Origin of the sequence: Pseudoalteromonas sp. MM1 (genome assembly GCF_030296835.1) — a bacterium.
Taxonomy (GTDB): Bacteria; Pseudomonadota; Gammaproteobacteria; order Enterobacterales; family Alteromonadaceae; genus Pseudoalteromonas.
This window is the reverse complement of the sequence record NZ_AP027923.1, coordinates 559,759-578,740: the sequence shown is the minus strand read 5'-3', so window position 1 is coordinate 578,740 and position 18,982 is coordinate 559,759. Positions and strand designations below refer to the sequence as shown.

The 18,982-nt window shown below is 39.6% G+C and carries 17 protein-coding genes; 4 read left to right on the top strand and 13 right to left on the bottom strand.

Annotated features, from left to right (window positions below; translation table 11 throughout):
- Position 1: 1 nt before the first annotated feature.
- The 11 genes from QUE46_RS19235 to QUE46_RS19185 all read right to left on the bottom strand — a co-directional run bounded on the left by QUE46_RS19235 (position 2) and on the right by QUE46_RS19185 (position 12,013).
- Entirely contained in the window at positions 2–529 is a 528-nt protein-coding gene (locus QUE46_RS19235; protein WP_286248189.1) for a MotA/TolQ/ExbB proton channel family protein, read from the bottom strand.
- A 3-nt stretch (positions 530–532) separates the two neighbouring features.
- Positions 533–1,900, bottom strand: coding sequence for a MotA/TolQ/ExbB proton channel family protein (locus tag QUE46_RS19230; RefSeq protein ID WP_286248187.1), 1,368 nt, complete (start codon positions 1,898–1,900; stop codon positions 533–535).
- Between the two features lie 10 nt (positions 1,901–1,910).
- On the bottom strand, positions 1,911–2,663 hold the full coding sequence (locus tag QUE46_RS19225; RefSeq protein WP_286248185.1) for a DUF3450 domain-containing protein: 753 nt from the start codon (positions 2,661–2,663) through the stop codon (positions 1,911–1,913).
- A 225-nt stretch (positions 2,664–2,888) separates the two neighbouring features.
- Complete coding sequence (locus QUE46_RS19220) at positions 2,889–3,503, bottom strand: DsbA family protein (RefSeq protein WP_286248182.1); 615 nt, start codon at positions 3,501–3,503, stop codon at positions 2,889–2,891.
- Positions 3,500–4,597, bottom strand: a complete 1,098-nt coding sequence (locus QUE46_RS19215; RefSeq protein WP_286248180.1) for a GGDEF domain-containing protein — start codon at positions 4,595–4,597, stop codon at positions 3,500–3,502. Before QUE46_RS19215 ends, QUE46_RS19220 begins: the two co-directional genes overlap by 4 nt.
- A 3-nt stretch (positions 4,598–4,600) precedes the next feature.
- A complete protein-coding gene (locus QUE46_RS19210; RefSeq protein ID WP_286248178.1) occupies positions 4,601–6,490 on the bottom strand; it encodes a methyl-accepting chemotaxis protein in 1,890 nt (629 codons plus the stop codon).
- 245 nt (positions 6,491–6,735) lie between these two features.
- Complete coding sequence (gene fucP, locus QUE46_RS19205; protein WP_286248176.1) at positions 6,736–7,989, bottom strand: L-fucose:H+ symporter permease; 1,254 nt, start codon at positions 7,987–7,989, stop codon at positions 6,736–6,738.
- Between the two features lie 78 nt (positions 7,990–8,067).
- The gene (locus tag QUE46_RS19200; protein WP_286248174.1) at positions 8,068–8,961 is read right to left on the bottom strand and encodes an ABC transporter substrate-binding protein; all 894 of its coding nucleotides are present in this window, start codon (positions 8,959–8,961) and stop codon (positions 8,068–8,070) included.
- A 90-nt stretch (positions 8,962–9,051) separates the two neighbouring features.
- Positions 9,052–9,564, bottom strand: coding sequence for an RNA methyltransferase (locus tag QUE46_RS19195; RefSeq protein WP_286248172.1), 513 nt, complete (start codon positions 9,562–9,564; stop codon positions 9,052–9,054).
- Positions 9,564–10,076, bottom strand: coding sequence for a YcgN family cysteine cluster protein (locus tag QUE46_RS19190; protein ID WP_286248170.1), 513 nt, complete (start codon positions 10,074–10,076; stop codon positions 9,564–9,566). Before QUE46_RS19190 ends, QUE46_RS19195 begins: the two co-directional genes overlap by 1 nt.
- A gap of 95 nt (positions 10,077–10,171) precedes the next feature.
- Positions 10,172–12,013, bottom strand: a complete 1,842-nt coding sequence (locus tag QUE46_RS19185) for a DUF885 family protein (protein ID WP_286248167.1) — start codon at positions 12,011–12,013, stop codon at positions 10,172–10,174.
- Between the two features lie 153 nt (positions 12,014–12,166).
- Between QUE46_RS19185 and QUE46_RS19180 the strand changes: the two genes are divergently transcribed.
- From QUE46_RS19180 to QUE46_RS19170, 3 genes are all read left to right on the top strand, one after another.
- Positions 12,167–13,438 carry an amidohydrolase family protein gene (locus QUE46_RS19180; RefSeq protein WP_286248165.1) on the top strand — a complete coding sequence of 424 codons (1,272 nt, stop codon included), beginning with the start codon at positions 12,167–12,169 and terminating at the stop codon, positions 13,436–13,438.
- Positions 13,439–13,646: 208 nt separating this feature from the next.
- Entirely contained in the window at positions 13,647–16,064 is a 2,418-nt protein-coding gene (locus QUE46_RS19175) for a TonB-dependent siderophore receptor (RefSeq protein ID WP_286248163.1), read from the top strand.
- 153 nt (positions 16,065–16,217) lie between these two features.
- Complete coding sequence (locus tag QUE46_RS19170; protein WP_004586357.1) at positions 16,218–16,769, top strand: GbsR/MarR family transcriptional regulator; 552 nt, start codon at positions 16,218–16,220, stop codon at positions 16,767–16,769.
- A gap of 52 nt (positions 16,770–16,821) precedes the next feature.
- Here QUE46_RS19170 and QUE46_RS19165 read toward each other — a convergent pair whose 3' ends face one another.
- Positions 16,822–17,838 (bottom strand): lytic transglycosylase domain-containing protein, encoded by a 1,017-nt coding sequence (locus QUE46_RS19165; protein ID WP_286248158.1) that lies wholly within the window; start codon positions 17,836–17,838, stop codon positions 16,822–16,824.
- On the bottom strand, positions 17,831–18,118 hold the full coding sequence (locus QUE46_RS19160; protein ID WP_089349769.1) for a YcgL domain-containing protein: 288 nt from the start codon (positions 18,116–18,118) through the stop codon (positions 17,831–17,833). The genes QUE46_RS19165 and QUE46_RS19160 overlap by 8 nt, the downstream gene beginning before the upstream one ends.
- Before the next feature lie 155 nt (positions 18,119–18,273).
- Between QUE46_RS19160 and minC the strand changes: the two genes are divergently transcribed.
- Positions 18,274–18,981: a septum site-determining protein MinC gene (gene minC, locus QUE46_RS19155; RefSeq protein WP_286248154.1), complete on the top strand. Its 708-nt coding sequence runs from the start codon at positions 18,274–18,276 to the stop codon at positions 18,979–18,981.
- The last annotated feature ends 1 nt before the right edge of the window (position 18,982 follow it).

Below are 18,982 nucleotides of genomic sequence, written 5' to 3'. Positions count from 1 at the left end.
CTTAATGGTCTAAAACCATGCTGTCTTGTAGTAGTTCAACTTCGCGCTTGGCTCTGCGTTGTAAAAACGTAGAGGCAAATACACCCGAAAGTGCACCAACCATACCTGCCATGGTTGGAATAGTTGCTTTAGAAACACCTGATGCCATAGAGCGCGCACTACCTGTACCGGTAATTGCCATTACATCAAATACTTCAATCATTCCCGTTACTGTGCCTAATAGGCCAAGTAGCGGACATAATGCAACCATTACATTTATCAGCGCTAAGTTGGTGTCTAAACGCATTGAGGCACGAGAGATCATTGCCTGGCGTATTTGCTCAGCATTCCAGCTATTGCGCTCTGCACGGTTTTTCCACTGCGCTTTTACGTTTTGCTTGTAACTACGAAAACCTTTGAAAAAATAAATAAATCGCTCGAGTATCAATAACCACATCGCGAAGATTAACACCCCGATGACCAAGAGGACTTGGCCACCAGTGTCGAGAAAATCACGGATAGCATTGATTGAGTCAATCAATAGCACCATGGTTTATGCTCCCTTCTCGCTTCGCTGTGCGATAATACCTGCGCTTTGCTCTTGAATAGTAAGCAATATGTTTTTAGCGCGTGTATTGAGTAGGGTGTATAAAAATACCGTAGGAATTGCCACAACTAAGCCTAAAACCGTTGTAACCAATGCTTGCGAAATACCACCAGCCATTAGTTTAGGGTCACCTGTACCAAATAATGTGATTGCTTGGAAGGTGTTGATCATACCGGTTACTGTACCTAGTAAACCTAGTAACGGTGCCACCACCGAGATGATTTTAATCAGCGTTAAATTACGCGTTACTTTTGGCATTTCACGTAAAATAGCTTCACTTAATTTAAGTTCTAATGTGTCGTGGGCAACATCAGGGAACTGATCTTTTACTTTCATTACGCGACCAAGTGGGTTGTCATCGCGTGCTACATCATCTTTAAGTTGACGACGAATTTTACCGCCCATAATCAGTAATGAGAAAAAACGCTCAAGTGAAATAAGTAAAGCAATGACACCTACACCTAAAATAACATAACCGACTGTGCCACCTTGGTGCACACGCTCTTCGGTATCTGGTGCTTGCACTAATAAGCCTAAAATTGAGCCACCCGTTGGGTCAAGCGCAAACTGTACAACACCGCTTTTAGTGTTTTGTAACTCATCTGCTGTTGCAGTGAAACGCGCTACAGGCTGGCGATTTAACTCGCTTAAGGTATTTGTTACTGGGTTAAATTCTAGGTATTTACCGTTAGAGATTAAGTTAAAAGCACCAACACGCACCACTTCTTGCTGTGCTTTTTCACCACCTTGTACAATTACATCGGTAGTAAAGCGGCTTACTTTACCTTGCTCTGTCATTTCACGTTGTAGCTCAAACCATACTTTTTCAATATCTTCGATAGAGGCAAGCTTTGAAGTAGAGCCCATTTTTTGTGCTAGCTCATCCATAAATGTGCTACGACCCGCAATTTCAGCTGATACCACAGAGGTAGCAAACTTATTGCTAGAATCGCCTGCAACTTGCTGAAGCACACCAAATAGCTCCTTTAAAGAACCCATTCGTTTAGACAGTGTATCTGTTAAGTTAGCAAGTTTTACTTCGTTTTCTTCAAACTGTGTTTCTAAGCGCTCAGACTCGACAAGCATTTGATTACGTTTTGCTTGTGTATTGTTAAGCATTTGCACTTGTTCGTTTTGGCGCGCCATAAATTCTTGTTCGCGTTGTTTGTTTTGTGCGCTTTGAGCCGATTTGCCTTCTTCAAGTGTTTTTAATAATGAGTCTAAATCCATAGGCTCAGCAGCCACACTTGTGCTTGCAAAGCTTAGGCTTGCAGCAAAAAGGGCCATTTTTGTCATTTGAGTAAACAGTTTCATTTTCAACCTCTTATTCTGCTGCGTGTACTGGCAGAGTTAACATATCTGGGGCAAGTTGCTTACGTGCTATGCGTAAACCTTTGTTGATTTGGCTAATTGTTGAGTCTGGTAATGTAACAAACGATTTTGTTTGTTCATCCCAGCTACCGGCTTGCTTGCCATCACGTGTTAAATAAATAAGCTCTAAGCGGCCAATGCGTAAAAAGTCTACTTCACGCTCTTTACCGTCTACTGTTAGTAGTGAGGTGTAGGCTTCAATAGTGCGTCCGTAATCAACTTCTACTTGGTATGCTTCTAATACGCGGCGGAATTTTTCGCTTGAGTTAATATCTGCACGGTCCATCATGGCATTTAAAGAACTAATACGCTTAGTGCGCTCTTCTTGCAAAAATGGCACATCAAGTGCTACAAATTGCTCAAGCCCTTCAATCATGCGCAGCATTAGTGGTGTGATTTGACGCTCAATAATAGAGACCTGATCCATTGAAAGGTTTAGTGACTCCATTTCTTCAATTTGGTTATTTAACTGTTTAGTTAATTGCGCGTTATAAACAGTTAAACCATCAATTTCTTTATTAAGGGTTTTAAACTGTTGAAGACGTCCTTGCATTGAATCAGCAATCTTGTCTATTTTTGTTTGTGATTGCGCAGCTGATTTATTAATTTCACTGCTTTTATCGATAACCTTTTCTAAATCATTGGCATGTACTGCAGCACTTGCTGCTACAATACCAGCTAAGATCAATGGTTTAACGCCTTTCATCGCATACACCTTTACTCGTTAATTAGCGGATTTGCTAGTTTGTTGTTTTAGCCTAAACTGACTTGTTTTAGGCTAAAGATTTTCAATGAGTGAAATTGTATAGAGGAATAATGACAGGCATGTTGCGCAAAAAAGTCTATTTTGTTACAGGTGTAACATTTACGTCTTATATCGTTGTTTTTGTACAAAAGCGTATATTTTAGCAGCAAATACACGCCCTAGTTGTTAAGCTAATAAAGCGTTAATTGTGTTTAATGTTTGCTGGTGGTCGGTGTAATTTATTTTAATTGCAATGGCTTTATTATCAGTTATTAATACTAACGAAGGAAAGCCTTGTATTGGTAAGCTTGCACTAAATGCTAACTCCGCATGTAATTTTTGATTCAAAGCCTCTGAGCAAAGTTCCTCGGTAAACTGTTGTTTATCTAGGCCTATTTTTTCAGCTAAGTTAATGAGGGTACTTTCATCAGATGGGTTTTGAGCATGTAGATAATAAGCATGTTGAATTGCCTCTATCATTTGTGGTTCTTTATTATGCGCTCTGGCAATAATTGCTGCTCGACAGGCTGGGTAAGTAGAACGCCTTGGCTGACAAATCTGCCAAAAATCAAAATTAAACTGTGTCCCCAACATCGCACTAATTTTATGCCATGTGCCTTCAAGCATGGCGCGCATATTTTCTGGCATGGGCTGTTGGCTATCTGGAGCAAGCCCCCCTACTTTGTATTCTATAGTTAGCTGCGAAGCTAATGCGGCTTTTAGTTTTAACCACGTCGGTTTATACCCCCAGCACCAACTACACATAGGGTCGTGTACATATATAAGTTTAGTTTGAGTCATAGTGTTCCTGTGTGATTTGATACAACTTTGTTTCGCCCCTGCTCTTTAGCTAGGTACAGGTATTCGTCTGCTTGTTTAAGTGCACGGCTGTAATACTCCACATTATCAACCTGTGCCACACCAATACTACAGGTAATAGATACCTGTTTATTATTAGTGGTTAAAATAGCTTGTTTTGCGACACATTGTCTAAAATCATCGGCTAATTTTGTAGCCACTGGCGCTGTTTCTTTAGGTAAAATAACAACAAACTCTTCGCCGCCATAACGGGCTTTAACTGCGGAGTTTGGAAATTGTGAATCAAGTAGTTTGGTAAATTCAATCAACACTGTATCGCCAAAATCGTGACCGTACGTATCATTTAGTCGTTTAAAAAAATCTAAATCAAGTAATAAAATAGAAAACGGCAGGTAGCTTTCGGGTTTTTTAGCGGCTAATTTTAAAAAATGAGCAGTAATAAAGCGCCTGTTAGCACCACCTGTTAACTGATCTGTGTAGGCATCTTGCGTTTGCGCAAGGGTTATATCGGCAATTGCCAGATGGCTTTTATGCCTAAAATACTCACCTATAAACGAAAAAATAAACACCAGTGTAAAAGAGGCTAAAAACCGAGACTTTTCAACATTGCCATAGTTAACTTGCCCAAAATCAGGCCCGTATAAAATAACACTGCAGCACAGTAATAATCCTAAGCCAAACCTGCAGCCATGCTTTACACCTAAAGAGGCAAAACACACCACAGGGTAAAACATAAGCCAATAAAGCGCGGTATTTTCTTTTCCTCCGGTATACGTAAGGGCCACACACATAATAAACACTATACACATACTTATAAGTGCAACTATTTCTAGTTTGGCAGTTTTTATAAAATAAAAGGTGCCGCTAATGAGGGTAATATTAACCGCTATTAACGATGTTGTAAGAATAGGCGAATACACCTTGTAGTTAAAAACCACTAACATGGAGATAACAATAATAGCAATGGCTATCATGGTGAATAGTGAAAATGCTTGGCGCTGTTTATCCGAACTATACACCTTATCTATGTTAATAAGGCTTAACCAACTTTGTCCTGCTGATGATTTTTTGGGCATACTTTAAACTCTAAACTTTTGAATCATTTGCTCTAAATCACTAAATTGTTGTTTAAGTTTAGTACATTCATTAAGGGTGTTTTTTAAATTTTCTTGGCTTTGTACCGATAGCTCGCTCATGCTTGTAATATCTGAATCAAGTACTTTAACAAGCTCGTTTTGCTCAACAGTGGCATTAGCAACACTATGATTAGCTGTGCTAATTTGTTTTATCGACTCTATTATTTGGCCCATTAATACGCTCACACCTTCAGCGTGCTCTACACTTTTTTCACTGTCTTGAATGCTTGTTTTCATCAGTTCTACCGCTTGGTTTGAGCCCCTTTGTAGTTGTTCTACGGTATCTTCAATCTCTTGGGTTGATTGCTGAGTACGATGTGCTAATTGACGCACCTCATCAGCAACAACAGCAAAACCGCGCCCTGCTTCACCGGCTCTTGCAGCTTCAATTGCCGCATTTAATGCAAGTAAGTTGGTTTTCTCGCTCACACCTTTAATCACCTCAAGCACTTGCCCAATACTAATTGTATGCGCGTTAAGGCTATTAATCGTATGTTGCGCTTGTTCCATATTGGCTGATAACTGATGAATACTATTAACACTGTGCGATAAAGTTTGCTGGTTTTGTGTTGAATGTTCATCTGCATTTTTAGCAATTACAGAGGCGTCACTGGCGTTATTTGCAATAGCCATAGCCGATTGCGAAAAATTATTAACCGCCATAGCTACACTGTCAGTACGCTTAGTTTGGTCATGGTGCATGGCTAGTGAAGAATGTGTTTGCGACACCACACTGGCTATTACGCTATCGAGTTGTTCAGTCGTTAATTTAACGTGTTCAATAGAGTGCTGAATTTTTTCAATAAAAATGTTAAACGAGTGACTAATTTGGCCAAATTCATCATTGTTTTCAACCTTTAAACGTTTGGTTAAATCGCCTTCGCCTTTTGCAATATCTTCTAATGCATCATTTAGGCGCGCCATAGGTTGCATCAAATAACGCAGTAAAAACTGCATAAACACAATAATGGCCACAATTCCCACGAACATATAAATAAGCGCGTTAATACCAAAGCGAGACACCTCTGCATAGGCTTGGTTTTTATTAATAACAACACCTAAATACCAGTCAACATTGTCTATGCCACGTATTTTAGTAAACGATATCAACTGCGGCTCACCCGCTATATCATATTGTGTAAATTCGCTATTAAGCGCAGTAGATTGGCCAAATAATTCAGATGTGGTTTTTAAATTAAGTTCGCTATTAGGATGGCTTAGTACTTGGCCATTATTATCTACTAAAAAGGCATACCCTAATCCTAAGAAATCAATATCGTTAACTATTTCAGTCACTGTATGCATGTCTATATCTGCTCCCGCTACGCCACTAAAACGTCCATTGCTTTGAATGGGCACGACTGCAGAAATAGTCAGCTCGTTAGTGGTTACATCAATATAAGGGGTTGTAAAAGCAGAATAGCTTTTATTTTCAACTAACTTATACCAAGGTCGTGAGGTGGCATTAAACTCTGGTGGTAATACAATGCTTTGATCGTTAAGTATAAATAAGCCACTTGGTTTACCAATGTAAGTGTTTTTAAAGCCGCCTGCGTATTTGGCAGTATTGAGCTGAGTGAGCGTTAATTGCTTTTGGTCACTGTTTTGGTGAGTTTGCGCAATCGACTTAACTATGGCTAGTTTAGCATTGAGCCAGCTCGCAATGTTTTGTGAGGTAGATTCTGAATTTTGCTTAAGGACTAAATCGAGCTGCTGTTGCGTTTGGTTACGCATGGCGATGTAATTATTAATAGCAAATAAACCCAGTACAATTACCAGTACCATAGATGCTGCAATAGTCACTTTTGAGGTAAATTTAAGTGAGTTAAGCATGACTGCCCTTTTTTATTTTTTGTTATTAATTATATTTTTAGCAAAATTTTAAAGGTATGTCGTCGCTATTGAGATATATAGCCAGGTTATGGCCATAAAATAAGAATAAAGAACCAGCTATTTACTATATATATTTGTAACACAAATAATTTATAGATAAGGGAAAATAATTTGGAACGTTCCTAGTTGTTTGTAATAAAAAAGCGACTGAATACGTATTCAGCCGCTCTTTAAGCAAAGAGTATTTACCACTTTTTAGCTAAACGAACCACGTTCAAGCCATACCAAGCAATAAAGACATAACACACTAGCGGAACAAAAAAGCTTTGCTGAATATTAACAACATCAGCAATATAACCTTGTAATAAAGGCACCAAGGCACCCCCTACAATTGCCAAACACAACCAGCCAGAGCCCTTACTTGTTAATGAGCCTAAGCGCTCTATAGCAACAGAGAAAATAGTTGGGAACATAATTGAGTTAAATAAGCCAATGGTCAGTACCGCGTATAGGGCTACATTACCTTGGGTAAAAATAGTCACAAGTAATAAAGCAATTACCATACAAGCATTAAATGCCAACGCTTTAGATGGCGCTATTTTTTGCAGTAAAGCTGAGCCAATAAAGCGGCCAACCATTGCTCCGCCCCAATAATAGCTGATCAGTGCTGCCGCAGCGTGCTCTTCAAGTCCAGCTATATGTGCTTCACCAAAAAAGTTAACTAAAAAACTGCCTATAGCCACTTCACCACCCACATAACAAAAAATAGCCAAAACACCCATTGTTAGATGAGGAGCTTGTGTTAAAGAGCGAGTTTCATTAACTGGGTTATTTTCTTCTTTATGGCCTTCTATTTCTGGAAGTTTAATAAAGGCAAATACAATAGCAATAACCAGTAAGGCCACTGCCAACATTAAATATGGCACTTTAACAGATTCAGCGCTTGCAGCACTGACCGCGAGTGTTCCCGCTGTGCCAAAAAACAGTATACCCCCAACATAAGGGCCTACAGTAGTACCTAAGGCATTAAGCGCTTGCGCTAAATTTAGTCTTGATGATGCGGTTTTTTCTGGGCCTAAAGCAGCCACATATGGGTTTGCAGACACTTGCAAAACAGTTACACCAGCAGCCAATACAAATAAAGCACCCAAAAACAACCAGTATTCATGCACCACTACTGCAGGGTAGAACAACATACAGCCAATTGAAGCAACCACTAGACCGGTTAGTATGCCTTTTTTATAGCCTAATTGTTTAACCAAAATTCCAGCAGGAATAGAGACAATAAAATAGGCGCCAAAAAAGCAAAACTGCACCAGCATTGCTTCAAAATAAGTTAGGTCAAAAACGCCCTTTAAACGGGGAATTAGTACATCGTTTAAAACGGTAATAAAACCCCATAAAAAAAACAGTGTGGTCATTGCAGTCAGCGGTAACAGGTAATTTTTATTTTGTTGCTCTTTGACCGCAAATGATTGATTGGTATTTATTTCACTCACGTCATTTTCACTCCATTAACAAGTTGAAAATGATTTTACACGTTTGTGACACGTTAAAAGCACTAAATTTTTGGAACGTTACAATTTATCGCATTCATTTAATAATGTATTTTTGAGTCTTTGCGTTTCGCCACTATTTTTAAACTTATACAATCCCGTATTAATATTTTCTAAAACAGTAAGCCAATTAGGAGTGCTTTTACTAATAGCAAAATATAGAGGGTTATATTGAATTACCTTGCTTTCTGGTTCGATAGCACTAAGAAGTGCCTGTTTTTCACTATTGGCTAAAGAGGCATATTTTACTGAGTAAATAAGCACATCGAGGTCGCCTATGATTAAATCTACACGCTTTGCAACAAGCAAGTTTACAAGCTGTAAATCGTCAACAGCATCAATAATGATAAATTCGTTGTTATCCATCATGGCATCAAATTCAGGGGTATTTTGATACCCTCTTACTACCCCAATACGTGAGCCTTTAAGCGATTTTAAATTTCCATTAAACCTATCTGGCTCGCCTTTTCGTTTTAAAAAACCTATATTGCCGCCTTCAAACGAATTTGAGAGCCCTAACAATTTACGACGTGTTTGCCCTGCTACATAATCAGAAGGTGCGGTATCTTCAATATAATATTCTGGCATTAATATATCAGCTTTGCCCAATTCTACCGCGCGTACAGCCCGTGCCCAAGGAACAAACTCAATATACACACTGTAGTCAACACTATTTAAAACGGCTACGCTAAATTGATATACCCAGCCTTTATTACATAGTTTATTACCGATATACGGAGGCCAGTCTAATGTTACAACATGGATGGTTTGAACACTGTTAGGGGCATTAAACAAATACCCCGATTTATAGCGCTCACCTATTACAGTGCGACGAGTATCATTTTGTATGTAAGTGATGGGCACTTGCGCAAAACAATAAGATGAAAAGAGTATAAAAATTAAAAGTACGCGCATAATTACACTTTGTTTGGGGTATGTCCCTAAAGTGTAGAACTAAGTACGTAAAGTAAAATAAATTTTAGCGATCATTTTAGCTTTGCTCGCTTATGCTTTATCCCATTTCATTTTATTATTGGTATCGCGGGAATTAATAATAGTTGCATCGCTACTCTCTACTCCACCTAGCTTGGCTAAACGGTCGTACAATACTACATTACAAGTAGCTGCAAGGTTCATACACCCTATTGTTGGCACATACACGACTTCATCACACCATTTTAAAACGTCTTTTGGAATAGAGCCGTCTTCAGGACCAAATACATAAAATGCATTTTCTGGGTGCTTAAACTCAGGCAAAGGCGTTGCACCTTCAATTAATTCAATAACCACTACGGTAGCACCTTCTGGTTTTACATTTTGAAGATTATCAGCACTACTAAGAGGGATTCGTTCAACGACATTTTTAGTATCGGTGTGAAACTTTTTAGCGTTTAAATAACGGCTACCGGTAAAAAATACTTGCTTTGCATCGTAGCAACCAGCGGCACGTAAAACGCCACCTACGTTTGTAGGGCTTTTAGGATTAATTAAACCAATTACAGCGCTAAACTTGCTCATTAATCGCAATCCTGTGTTGGCCACTCAGCAATGTATAAATCAAAGTCATCAAGCTTTACGTCACAATCTTTAACTGTTTTATCTTTAACAGATATACCTAGCTCGTGCATTTTTGCTTTTTCGCCATTATTTAAAAGCGGGTGCCACGACGCTAAACCACGCCCCTCGTGAAGACGGCGGTAGCTACAGCTTTGCGGCATAAAAAAGATATCTTTAAGGTTGGCTTTGGTAAGCTTTACGCATGATGGGACAAGCGTCTGGCGGTTTTCGTATTCGCTACAACCACAGGTGTTGTTATCAAGATATTGGCAAACAATATTTGTGAAAATAAGTTCTTCGCCTTCACGTAACTGATCGGTGGCGGTAAATTCGTCTTCGTCTTCGCTATCAATAAAGGTATTTAAACAGCATTTTCCGCACCCATCACAAATCGCTTCCCATTCGTTTTGGCTCATATTGGCTAAGCTTTTCTTAAGCCAAAACTGTGTACTTGCTAACTCTTGATCAAACATAATTTACTCGCGCCCCTAAAGAGCGCGCATTCTAACGTATTGCAGCTATACGCGCAAAGCCCGTGCCTTTATTAATACGGGCTTGGCGTATTTTATTACTGAAGCGTGGCAACCCAGCGCTTTATTTTTTCCTCTAAAATTGGCATAGGCAGTGCGCCATCAATCAATATTTGCGTATGAAACGCTTTAATATCAAACTTATCGCCAAGCTCTTTTTTAGCATAATCACGCAGTTGCTTAATTTTAAACTCCCCCAGCTTGTAAGAAAGAGCTTGACCAGGCCATGCAATATAACGCTCAACTTCTGCTATTACATCACTTTTAGCCATTGACGAATTTGCCAGCATGTAATCGATACCTTGCTGTCGAGTCCAACCTTTTGCATGAAAGCCAGTATCAAGCACTAAGCGCATTGCTCTGAGTTGTTCATCGGCTAAACGCCCGTACCACATATAAGGGTCGGTGAATAAGCCAAGCTCTTTACCAAGGCTTTCTGCATACAATGCCCAGCCCTCTGCAAATACAGTGTAGCCACCAAATTTTCTAAAATCTGGTAGGCCATCTATTTCTTGCTGTAAAGCAATTTGAAAGTGATGGCCTGGAGCTGCCTCGTGGATTGAGAGTGTTTCGAGTAAAAACTTTGGCTGTGCTTTTAAATTAAACGTGTTTATGTAAAAAATCCCTGGGCGAGAGCCATCAGGTGCAGGTGCTGCATAAGACGCCCCCGCTGCAGATTGGGCTCTGTAAGCTTCAACAGCTTTTACTACGTATGGCGCTTTAGGGGCAATATCAAATAGCATGGGGACACGTGCATCTATTTTTTGTTTCACGTTTTCATACGCTGCTATCAGCTCTTGCGGTGTAGTGTAATAAAACTCGTCTGAATCACGTAAATGATGAAAAAATTCTGCCAACGAACCATTAAATCCAACATCCTGTTTTACTTTTTTCATTTCATCTAAAATACGCGCGACTTCGCTTAAACCAATGGCGTGAATTTCATCTGCAGATAAGCTTAACGTGGTATTTTTTTTAATTTGATATTCATACCAAGCCTGACCATTTGGTAAGTCACTATAGCCAACTGTTGTGCGGCTGTTAGGAATATACTCATTGGCTAAAAAATCACTCATGCTTTTATAAGCAGGAACCAATTGCGTCATAATAAGTGAGCGGTACTGCGCTGTAATTTGCTGCTTTTGTTGCGCTGTAAATGACTCAGGAAGGTTTTTAACTGGCCCCCAAAATAACGAGTCCTCAGCACGTTTAACAACATGTGCTGCAAATTGCGGCTGTAGTTTTTTAGCTAAAGGTTTTGGTAAAGAAATACCTTGCTTTAAACCTTCCCCCATTGAGCGTTGAACACTTGCAAGCCATGCTACAAAGCCTTCACTGCGCTTTACAAAATTACTATAATCTTCGACTGTATTAAATGGTTGCGCACTTTGCCCTGAGCCAAAACCTGCAAAGGTATTATGCGAGCCTGCCATTTGGTTTATTGGCAACATGTAAGATGGAAATTTCATGCCTTGTAAATTAAGTGCCAAATCACGCTCTAATATTTCGTAGCTTAAAAGTGCCTGTCCTGTTAATTGCGATTTGTCAATAAAGGTAAGGCGCTGTTGATATTTTTTATAAAATGCTGCTTTTTTTGCCCGGTTTTCAGATGAAAGCTCTGGGGTAAACTTATCATTAAATTCACTGCGACCACTGTAGGTTGCATTAATAGGTTTAAAGCTGAGTAACTCGTTGTAATACTGTGCTACAAGTACATCTAATTGCTGCTCATTAGAGAGCTCTGAAACAATAGCTGCGGGTGCGTTTGAGGTGTTTAGCTGTGCACCACTGCCAGTGTTATTACTGGTTTGTATATTCATACAGCCACTTAAAGCAAACATAACGCCACTGGCAACTAAGGCTAATTTAATTGATTTCATGATAATCCTTTTTAGTATCGTCAGCCGATTATGCGCATTTAACCGGCGTTAATAAAGAAATTACGATAAGTGGCGATTATCCAATTATATTTACACTTTTATATTAGGTTGTTACATTTCAATAAATTAAATCGCCACCAGAAGAAAAACACGATGAAAAAAAAGCTACTCAGCGCCTCCGTCGCACTTATGTGTTTAGGAAGTTTTAATGCCCAAGCCCTCACTTATTTAACTGCTAAAGCAATGGTAGATGTACAGACAGGTGAGGTTATTCAATCGCCGCTGATCACTATTGATAACGGTGTGATCACTGATGTTGCACAAAACAAAAAGCCGAACATGACCAAAAACGATCAGCATATTGATTTACCCGAGCTGACTTTAATGCCGGGCCTTATGGATATGCACGTACATTTAACGAGTGACCCAACCGTATCGCGAAGTGAGCGTTTAAGTCAGTCGGTACCGCGTATGGCTATTAAGGCCGCGTACTTTGCTAAAAAAACATTGCTTGCTGGCTTTACTACCCTCAGAAATGTAGGGGCCGAGGGTTATAGTGTGATTGCAGTGCGTGACGGTATTAACGCCGGTGACATTGTAGGCCCACGAATTTGGGCAGCAGGCCCTTCACTTGGTATTACAGGTGGACATTGTGATAATAACCGTTTACCACCAGAGCTAAAATACACCTCTACAGGGGTAGCCGATGGCCCATGGGCTGCACGTGTAAAAGTGCGTGAAAACATAAAATATGGTGCTAATGCCATTAAGTTTTGCGCCACAGGCGGCGTGTTTTCTAAAGGGACAAAAGTAGGTGTACAGCAATATTCATTTGAAGAAATGAAAGCCATTGTTGATGAAGCCCATATGCGAGATTTACCTGTATCCGCTCACGCACATGGTACAAGTGGTATTAAAACAGCCATAAAAGCCGGCGTTGATAGTATTGAACACGCCAGCTTTTTAGACGATGAAGCTATCGCACTTGCTAAAAAACACGGCACATGGCTATCAATGGACATTTATAATACAGAATACACTCTGAGTTTTGGCGAACAAAATGGGGTAGACGAAGAAAATCTCAATAAAGAACGCCAAGTGTCTAAAAAGCAGCGTGATAGCTTTAAACGTGCAGTAAAAGCAGGTGTAAATATGGTATTTGGTACCGATGCTGCTATTTACCCTCATGGCGATAACGCTAAACAATTTAGCCGTATGGTTAAATTTGGTATGAGCGAACTACAGGCAATACGCTCTGCAACTATTAACAGTGCTAAGCTATTAAAAATGGAGAATAACTTGGGCCAGCTAAAATCTGGCTTTGCAGCAGATATTATTGCTGTTAAGGGCAATCCACTTGAAAATATCGCTACGCTCGAGCACGTACCTTTTGTCATGAAAGCAGGCGTTGTTTATAAAAAGTAGTCACTAGTGACTACTTTCACAAAAGCATGAAGGCTTATACTTTCATGCTTTTTTATTTTTTTGCGTCAATTTTAACCTTTAATTTACTTTTTAGAACAATAACCGACCTAAATACCAACTATTTTCACTTTTTTAGAAATTTTTATTCACTTAACGAATAATAACTATTATTATTCGCGCACTTTAAGAAATGCGAATAATTATCAATATGAAAAAGTTCAACTATTCACTTTTAACTTTAGCGTGTTTAAACGCTCCTTTAGCCCTTGCTGCAACAACGGCTGAAAAAGACATAGAACGTATAAGCGTTTATGAAAAGCAAAATCAAGTTGTAATGAGCTCAGGACTTGCAACTAAATCAGACATGTCGTTAATGGAAACTCCGGCACCTGTTGTTATTATCGACCGCGAACTTATAGAATCACAAGGTGTAGATAGCCTACAAGAACTTGTACGTAACGTAAGTGGTTTAACTCAAGCCGGTAATAACTATGGTATAGGTGATAATTTAGTTATTCGTGGTCTTGATGCTAACTATACATACGATGGTATGTATGGCGGTGCTGGACTAGGTAATACATTTAACCCTACCCGTTCACTTACAAATGTTGAATCAGTTGAAGTACTTAAGGGCCCTGCTACGGGTTTATACGGCATTGGTAGTGCAGGCGGTGTAATTAACCTAATTGAAAAAAAACCAGAGTTTGAAGAAAAACATAAAGTTTCTGCAGAGCTTGGTCAGTGGGATAGCTATTCACTTGCCTTTGATAGCACCAATGCAATTACCGACGACCTAGCTTACCGTGTAATGGCTAAAACAGCCTCAAGCGATGGGTTTCGTGATTTGAAAGAAGACCGCGACGAAATTTATACCTCACTTAAATATATAGTGAGCGACAAGCAAGACATAATGATCTCAGCTGCCTATATTAAAGATTCAATTGCAGTAGATTCTATCGGTCACCCTATTCGAATTTATAACGCAGAAACAGCCAATGGGTTAACTGCGGGCGAAGTAACCGGCGCAGATTTAGCCAATGATCCATCAGGCAATGGGGTGCAGTTAACTGCGGCTCAACAAACTCAATTAGCACAGTCACTTTCATCAACCGACGGACTAACACCTTACGATTTTGGTACTAACGGTATCATTTCTCCAATGGCCGATGACAATGAAGGTGAAGAACTTCGCTTTAAGCTAACGCATAATTACTTCATTACCGATGATTTATTTTTAAATCAACAATTACAATACCGTAATTACACATCAAGCTTTGCGCGTCAAACGGGTGCGTTTAACTACGTGTATTCAACACGTGATGGCATTATTAATAATGACCCACGTGCCCCGTTAGTAGAAGACGGCGAATTATACCCATTTGCAGCTCGCCGCCAAGAATATCGCCAGGTAGAGGCTGATGAAAAATCATGGCAGTATTTCTTAGATTTACGCTACGACTTTATGCTTGGTGACATTGATAACGAACTACTCGTTAATGCAAACTACGAAGACAGAGATATTCGCTTTAAGCAATACTCTATTTATGATGCAGACAAAGTTATTTACGACAGCGAAGGCGAGGTGCTTTACCAAGGTACTTTACCGTATATTTACGATATGCGCTCGCCTAATTGGCCAACAGGTAACTTTGATGACTACGACCCACTTAAAACCAGTGACTACAACAAAAAAGTACAAGCTTGGGGTTTAGGTATTCAACATGTAGGTTATATAACTGAGCAGCTAACTACACGTGTAGGTGTTGCTTATAACCGTATTAAGCAAACGTATGAGCATTTTGGTGTAGATGAGCGCTATAGCTCAAGCCGTGCAGAGCCAACGCCTGAAGCGAACACTTCAGATAGCGGCTTAACATATAATTTAGGCGCTACGTATCAACCAACTGAAGACTTTTCGGTATTTATTAACCATGCTAAAGGGCGCACTGCATACAGTGTACTTGGCTCAGTAGCAGGCAACGAAGCAGACCGTGAAGACTCTGAATCTATCAGTAACGATTTAGGCTTTAGATTTAAAGCATTTGATGATCAATTGTTAGCATCACTTGTAATATTTGAAAGCGCGCGTACTAATTTAGAATACGCTAACCCACTTTATGAAGCCGGTGTGTCAGGCCCAGATGTAGTAGAAAGCTACTACGATGGCGAAGAACAAACTAAAGGTGTAGAGCTTGATTTAAATGCACATTTAAATGAGCAATGGAAAGTAAATGTAAACGGTGTATATCAAGATGCTCGCGATAAATCTAATCCAAATAGCAGCAGCTACGATACGCGCCAAAAAGGGGTGCCGTATGTAACTGCAAGTACGTGGGTTACCTACTACGCAGATATGTTTAACCTACCAGAAGCTGTTAATATCAGTGGTGGTATTACATTTGTAGATAACCGCAGCACTAACTCAAGTTCGTTTAGTATCCCTGATGGCTATGTACCTAGCTACACGGTTTACGATGCGGCAGTTTCGTACACAACTGATAAATGGCATATGCAGCTTAATTTAAACAATTTGTTTAATAAAAAATACTACTCTAAAGCCATGTTTTTAGGTGGTATGCCAGGCGAAGAGCGCAACGCTAAACTTAGCTTTAGCTACACACTTTAATCCCGCGTAAGCAATTAATTTACTCCTACCTAGTAGGAGTAAATTAAACTTTTTATTCGTTTTTACTCTACAAAAAAGATACCTTCCTAAGCGTTGCTATAATTTATAAGCGTGCTAGCATTACTTTCTGAATTTACTGAAACTTAAAAAGCTATGAGTCTATCTGAAAAAAACTTAGCCTTTGTGATGCACTGTGGTGAAATGGGCAGCCGTTGGGGTTTCAATCGTACGATTGGCCAAATGTGCGGCTTACTGATCATCACCAAAGAACCCATGACCGCTAATGAGATTGCCGATGCGCTAAGTATCTCACGCGGTAATGTGAGCATGGGTATTAAAGAGCTGCAATCATGGCAATTAATTAAAGTGCATCATATTCCTGGCGATCGTAAAGAATATTACGCTCCTGCAGGTGAAATTTGGGATATGGCTAATCGCGTATTTGAAGAGCGTAAAAAGCGTGAAATAGACCCTACCCTTAGTTTGTTGCGCGACAACTTGTTAGACGAAGCAAACAATGAAGAAGAGCGCTATGCACAAAAGCAAATGGGCGAAATCCATAATTTACTCGAAACGGTTACTAAGTGGTCTTCAGAGTTACAACGCTTAAGCCCTGAGCAGCTGAATAAGCTAATGAAACTAGGCTCAGGAATTGGAAAGGTTATTGATTTAAAAGATAAAATATTTAAAAAAGAACATGATTAAACAAATAAAAAAAGCCGCATAGCGGCTTTTTTATTACACAACAGCGTGCAAATTATATTTTCGGATAACCGATTCTATCTGATAAATAGCCCACGCTGGTGGCAAAGTAATATGAGCGGTTCCAGTGCATAAACACTTTGTAGTTATCATACGCTAAATACATGCGACCATTAATATCATCAGGCATAACTAGTGCGGCGCGTACATCTACATTTGGTAAATCTGAGCCATCAGCTTTGCGTACACCCAGTGCTTGCCAATCAGCTAATGAGCGCTCAGAATCACTCCAGTATTCTAACCATTGCTTACGTGTTTTAGTGCCACGTTTTAGCACGTATTTGCTGTCAAAATTTTCAGGTAACTTAACTTGGCGACCCCAAGTGAGTGAGTCATTCCAGCCTTCTTGTTTTAAATAATTAGCAATCGATGCAAATGCATCTTCTTTTGTGGTCCAAATATCTTTACGGCCATCGTTGTTGTAATCAACCGCGTAGGCATTAAATGAAGTAGGCATAAATTGCGTTTGCCCCATTGCGCCTGCCCAAGAGCCTTTAAATTTATCAAGGCTTATATGGCCTGATTTTAAAATATCTAATGCTGCCCAAAGCTGGCGTTTATAAAGTGCCTCGCGACGACCATCAAAAGCAAGTGTTACCAAAGATGAAATAACGTTATGGCCACCTTGTATTGTACCAAAGTTACTTTCAAGGCCCCATAATGCCACTATAAAGCGTGCTTGTACGCCAAACTCTTTAGCCACTTGCTCTAGTACATCTTTATTTTCTGCATAAAGCTTACGTGCACGGTCAATTTTCCACTGTGGTACACGTTTTGGTAAGTAGGTTTCGAGGGTTTCTTTAACCTCTGGCTGATTTTTATCAGCCGATACAACTTTTTCTTTGTATGAGGCAGTCGCAAATGCATCGTCAATTAATTTGCTATCGTACCCTTTAGCAATGGCCTCTTGCTTTAAGTCACTTAAATAAGTTTGAAATTCGGCCTGCGTTTTAGCAACTACAGAGCCACTTAAACACACTGAGCATAAAATTACGGCTAACTTTTTAATCACTATCAACTCCGTTTTCTTTTCGTAATTGGCTAAGTAAGTTTTCTTCTGGCGGTGGAATCTGTAAATAGTAGCCTTTATCGGGATCGGCTAAAGCTTCTTTTACAGTTTCAAGGTCGGCGCCACCTAAATGATCTCGCTTTGCTAAGTTAATGATCATTACATAAATAGGTTGACCAAACATTGCCAGTAAAGGTTCAGGCACTTTACTAAAATCATCTCTTTTTTCAACAAATAAGAAGGTATCCGCTTTTTTCTTACTTTTATATACCGCAGTGAGCATAATGGCCCTATTTAATCTTGCTTAACATTGCCGCACACTATAACATGAGAGTAATAATAAGTTAGAAAAATTAGATTAGAAATTTCATTAAAGGCCTTATTCAGCCTACGTTTATCTAAAATTAATTTCTAATCAGACAAATCAATTGAGCGTGTATGTCGGAACAAATTTTTGAGCTAAAAGGGAACCTTTTCACACTATCAGTATTGCATCTTTACAGCACTGATATCGCCCTTCTAGCAGAACAGTTGTATGTAAAAATAGCCCAAGCTCCTCGTTTTTTTGAAGGAGCGCCTATTGTTGTTAATTTAGAAGAAATTAAAAACAGCTCACTTGATTTTGACCATTTAAAGTCTCTCATTGAGCGTATGAGCTTTAATGCTGTAGGTGTATGTAACGGCTCAGATGAGCAACACACCCAAGCTAAAGCCGCTGGTCTATCAGTACTAAATTACTCGCAAGATGCTAAAACAGCCCCGGTTAAACAAGAGGCACCTAACACCTCTATTGTTGAAAAAAACGTGTATCTACCCGCACAAGTAATAAATGGCACGGTGCGCTCAGGGCAACAAGTTTATGCAAAAGACAGAGACTTAATTGTACTCGGTGCAGTAAGCCATGGTGCAGAAGTAATAGCCGATGGTAATGTGCATATTTATGGCACCTTACGCGGACGTGCTATTGCAGGTGCAAAAGGGATTAAAGATGCCTGCATTTTTTGTCAAAAGCTTGAAGCCGAATTGGTTTCAATTGATGGCAACTACTGGATCAGCGACTCATTACAAGGTGAGCACTGGGGCAATGCAGTACAAATACAACAAAAAAACGAATCACTAGAAATTTCAGCTTTGGTTAAAGGATAAA

What these genes read in the sequence shown, in the direction of transcription:
- QUE46_RS19235 (WP_286248189.1), bottom strand. Translation starts at nt 529, where the DNA reads ATGGTGCTATTGATTGACTCAATCAATGCTATCCGTGATTTTCTCGAC.
- QUE46_RS19230 (WP_286248187.1), bottom strand. Translation starts at nt 1,900, where the DNA reads ATGAAACTGTTTACTCAAATGACAAAAATGGCCCTTTTTGCTGCAAGC.
- QUE46_RS19225 (WP_286248185.1), bottom strand. Translation starts at nt 2,663, where the DNA reads ATGAAAGGCGTTAAACCATTGATCTTAGCTGGTATTGTAGCAGCAAGT.
- QUE46_RS19220 (WP_286248182.1), bottom strand. Translation starts at nt 3,503, where the DNA reads ATGACTCAAACTAAACTTATATATGTACACGACCCTATGTGTAGTTGG.
- QUE46_RS19215 (WP_286248180.1), bottom strand. Translation starts at nt 4,597, where the DNA reads ATGCCCAAAAAATCATCAGCAGGACAAAGTTGGTTAAGCCTTATTAAC.
- QUE46_RS19210 (WP_286248178.1), bottom strand. Translation starts at nt 6,490, where the DNA reads ATGCTTAACTCACTTAAATTTACCTCAAAAGTGACTATTGCAGCATCT.
- QUE46_RS19200 (WP_286248174.1), bottom strand. Translation starts at nt 8,961, where the DNA reads ATGCGCGTACTTTTAATTTTTATACTCTTTTCATCTTATTGTTTTGCG.
- QUE46_RS19195 (WP_286248172.1), bottom strand. Translation starts at nt 9,564, where the DNA reads ATGAGCAAGTTTAGCGCTGTAATTGGTTTAATTAATCCTAAAAGCCCT.
- QUE46_RS19190 (WP_286248170.1), bottom strand. Translation starts at nt 10,076, where the DNA reads ATGTTTGATCAAGAGTTAGCAAGTACACAGTTTTGGCTTAAGAAAAGC.
- QUE46_RS19185 (WP_286248167.1), bottom strand. Translation starts at nt 12,013, where the DNA reads ATGAAATCAATTAAATTAGCCTTAGTTGCCAGTGGCGTTATGTTTGCT.
- QUE46_RS19180 (WP_286248165.1), top strand. Translation starts at nt 12,167, where the DNA reads ATGAAAAAAAAGCTACTCAGCGCCTCCGTCGCACTTATGTGTTTAGGA.
- QUE46_RS19175 (WP_286248163.1), top strand. Translation starts at nt 13,647, where the DNA reads ATGAAAAAGTTCAACTATTCACTTTTAACTTTAGCGTGTTTAAACGCT.
- QUE46_RS19170 (WP_004586357.1), top strand. Translation starts at nt 16,218, where the DNA reads ATGAGTCTATCTGAAAAAAACTTAGCCTTTGTGATGCACTGTGGTGAA.
- QUE46_RS19160 (WP_089349769.1), bottom strand. Translation starts at nt 18,118, where the DNA reads ATGCTCACTGCGGTATATAAAAGTAAGAAAAAAGCGGATACCTTCTTA.
- minC (WP_286248154.1), top strand. Translation starts at nt 18,274, where the DNA reads ATGTCGGAACAAATTTTTGAGCTAAAAGGGAACCTTTTCACACTATCA.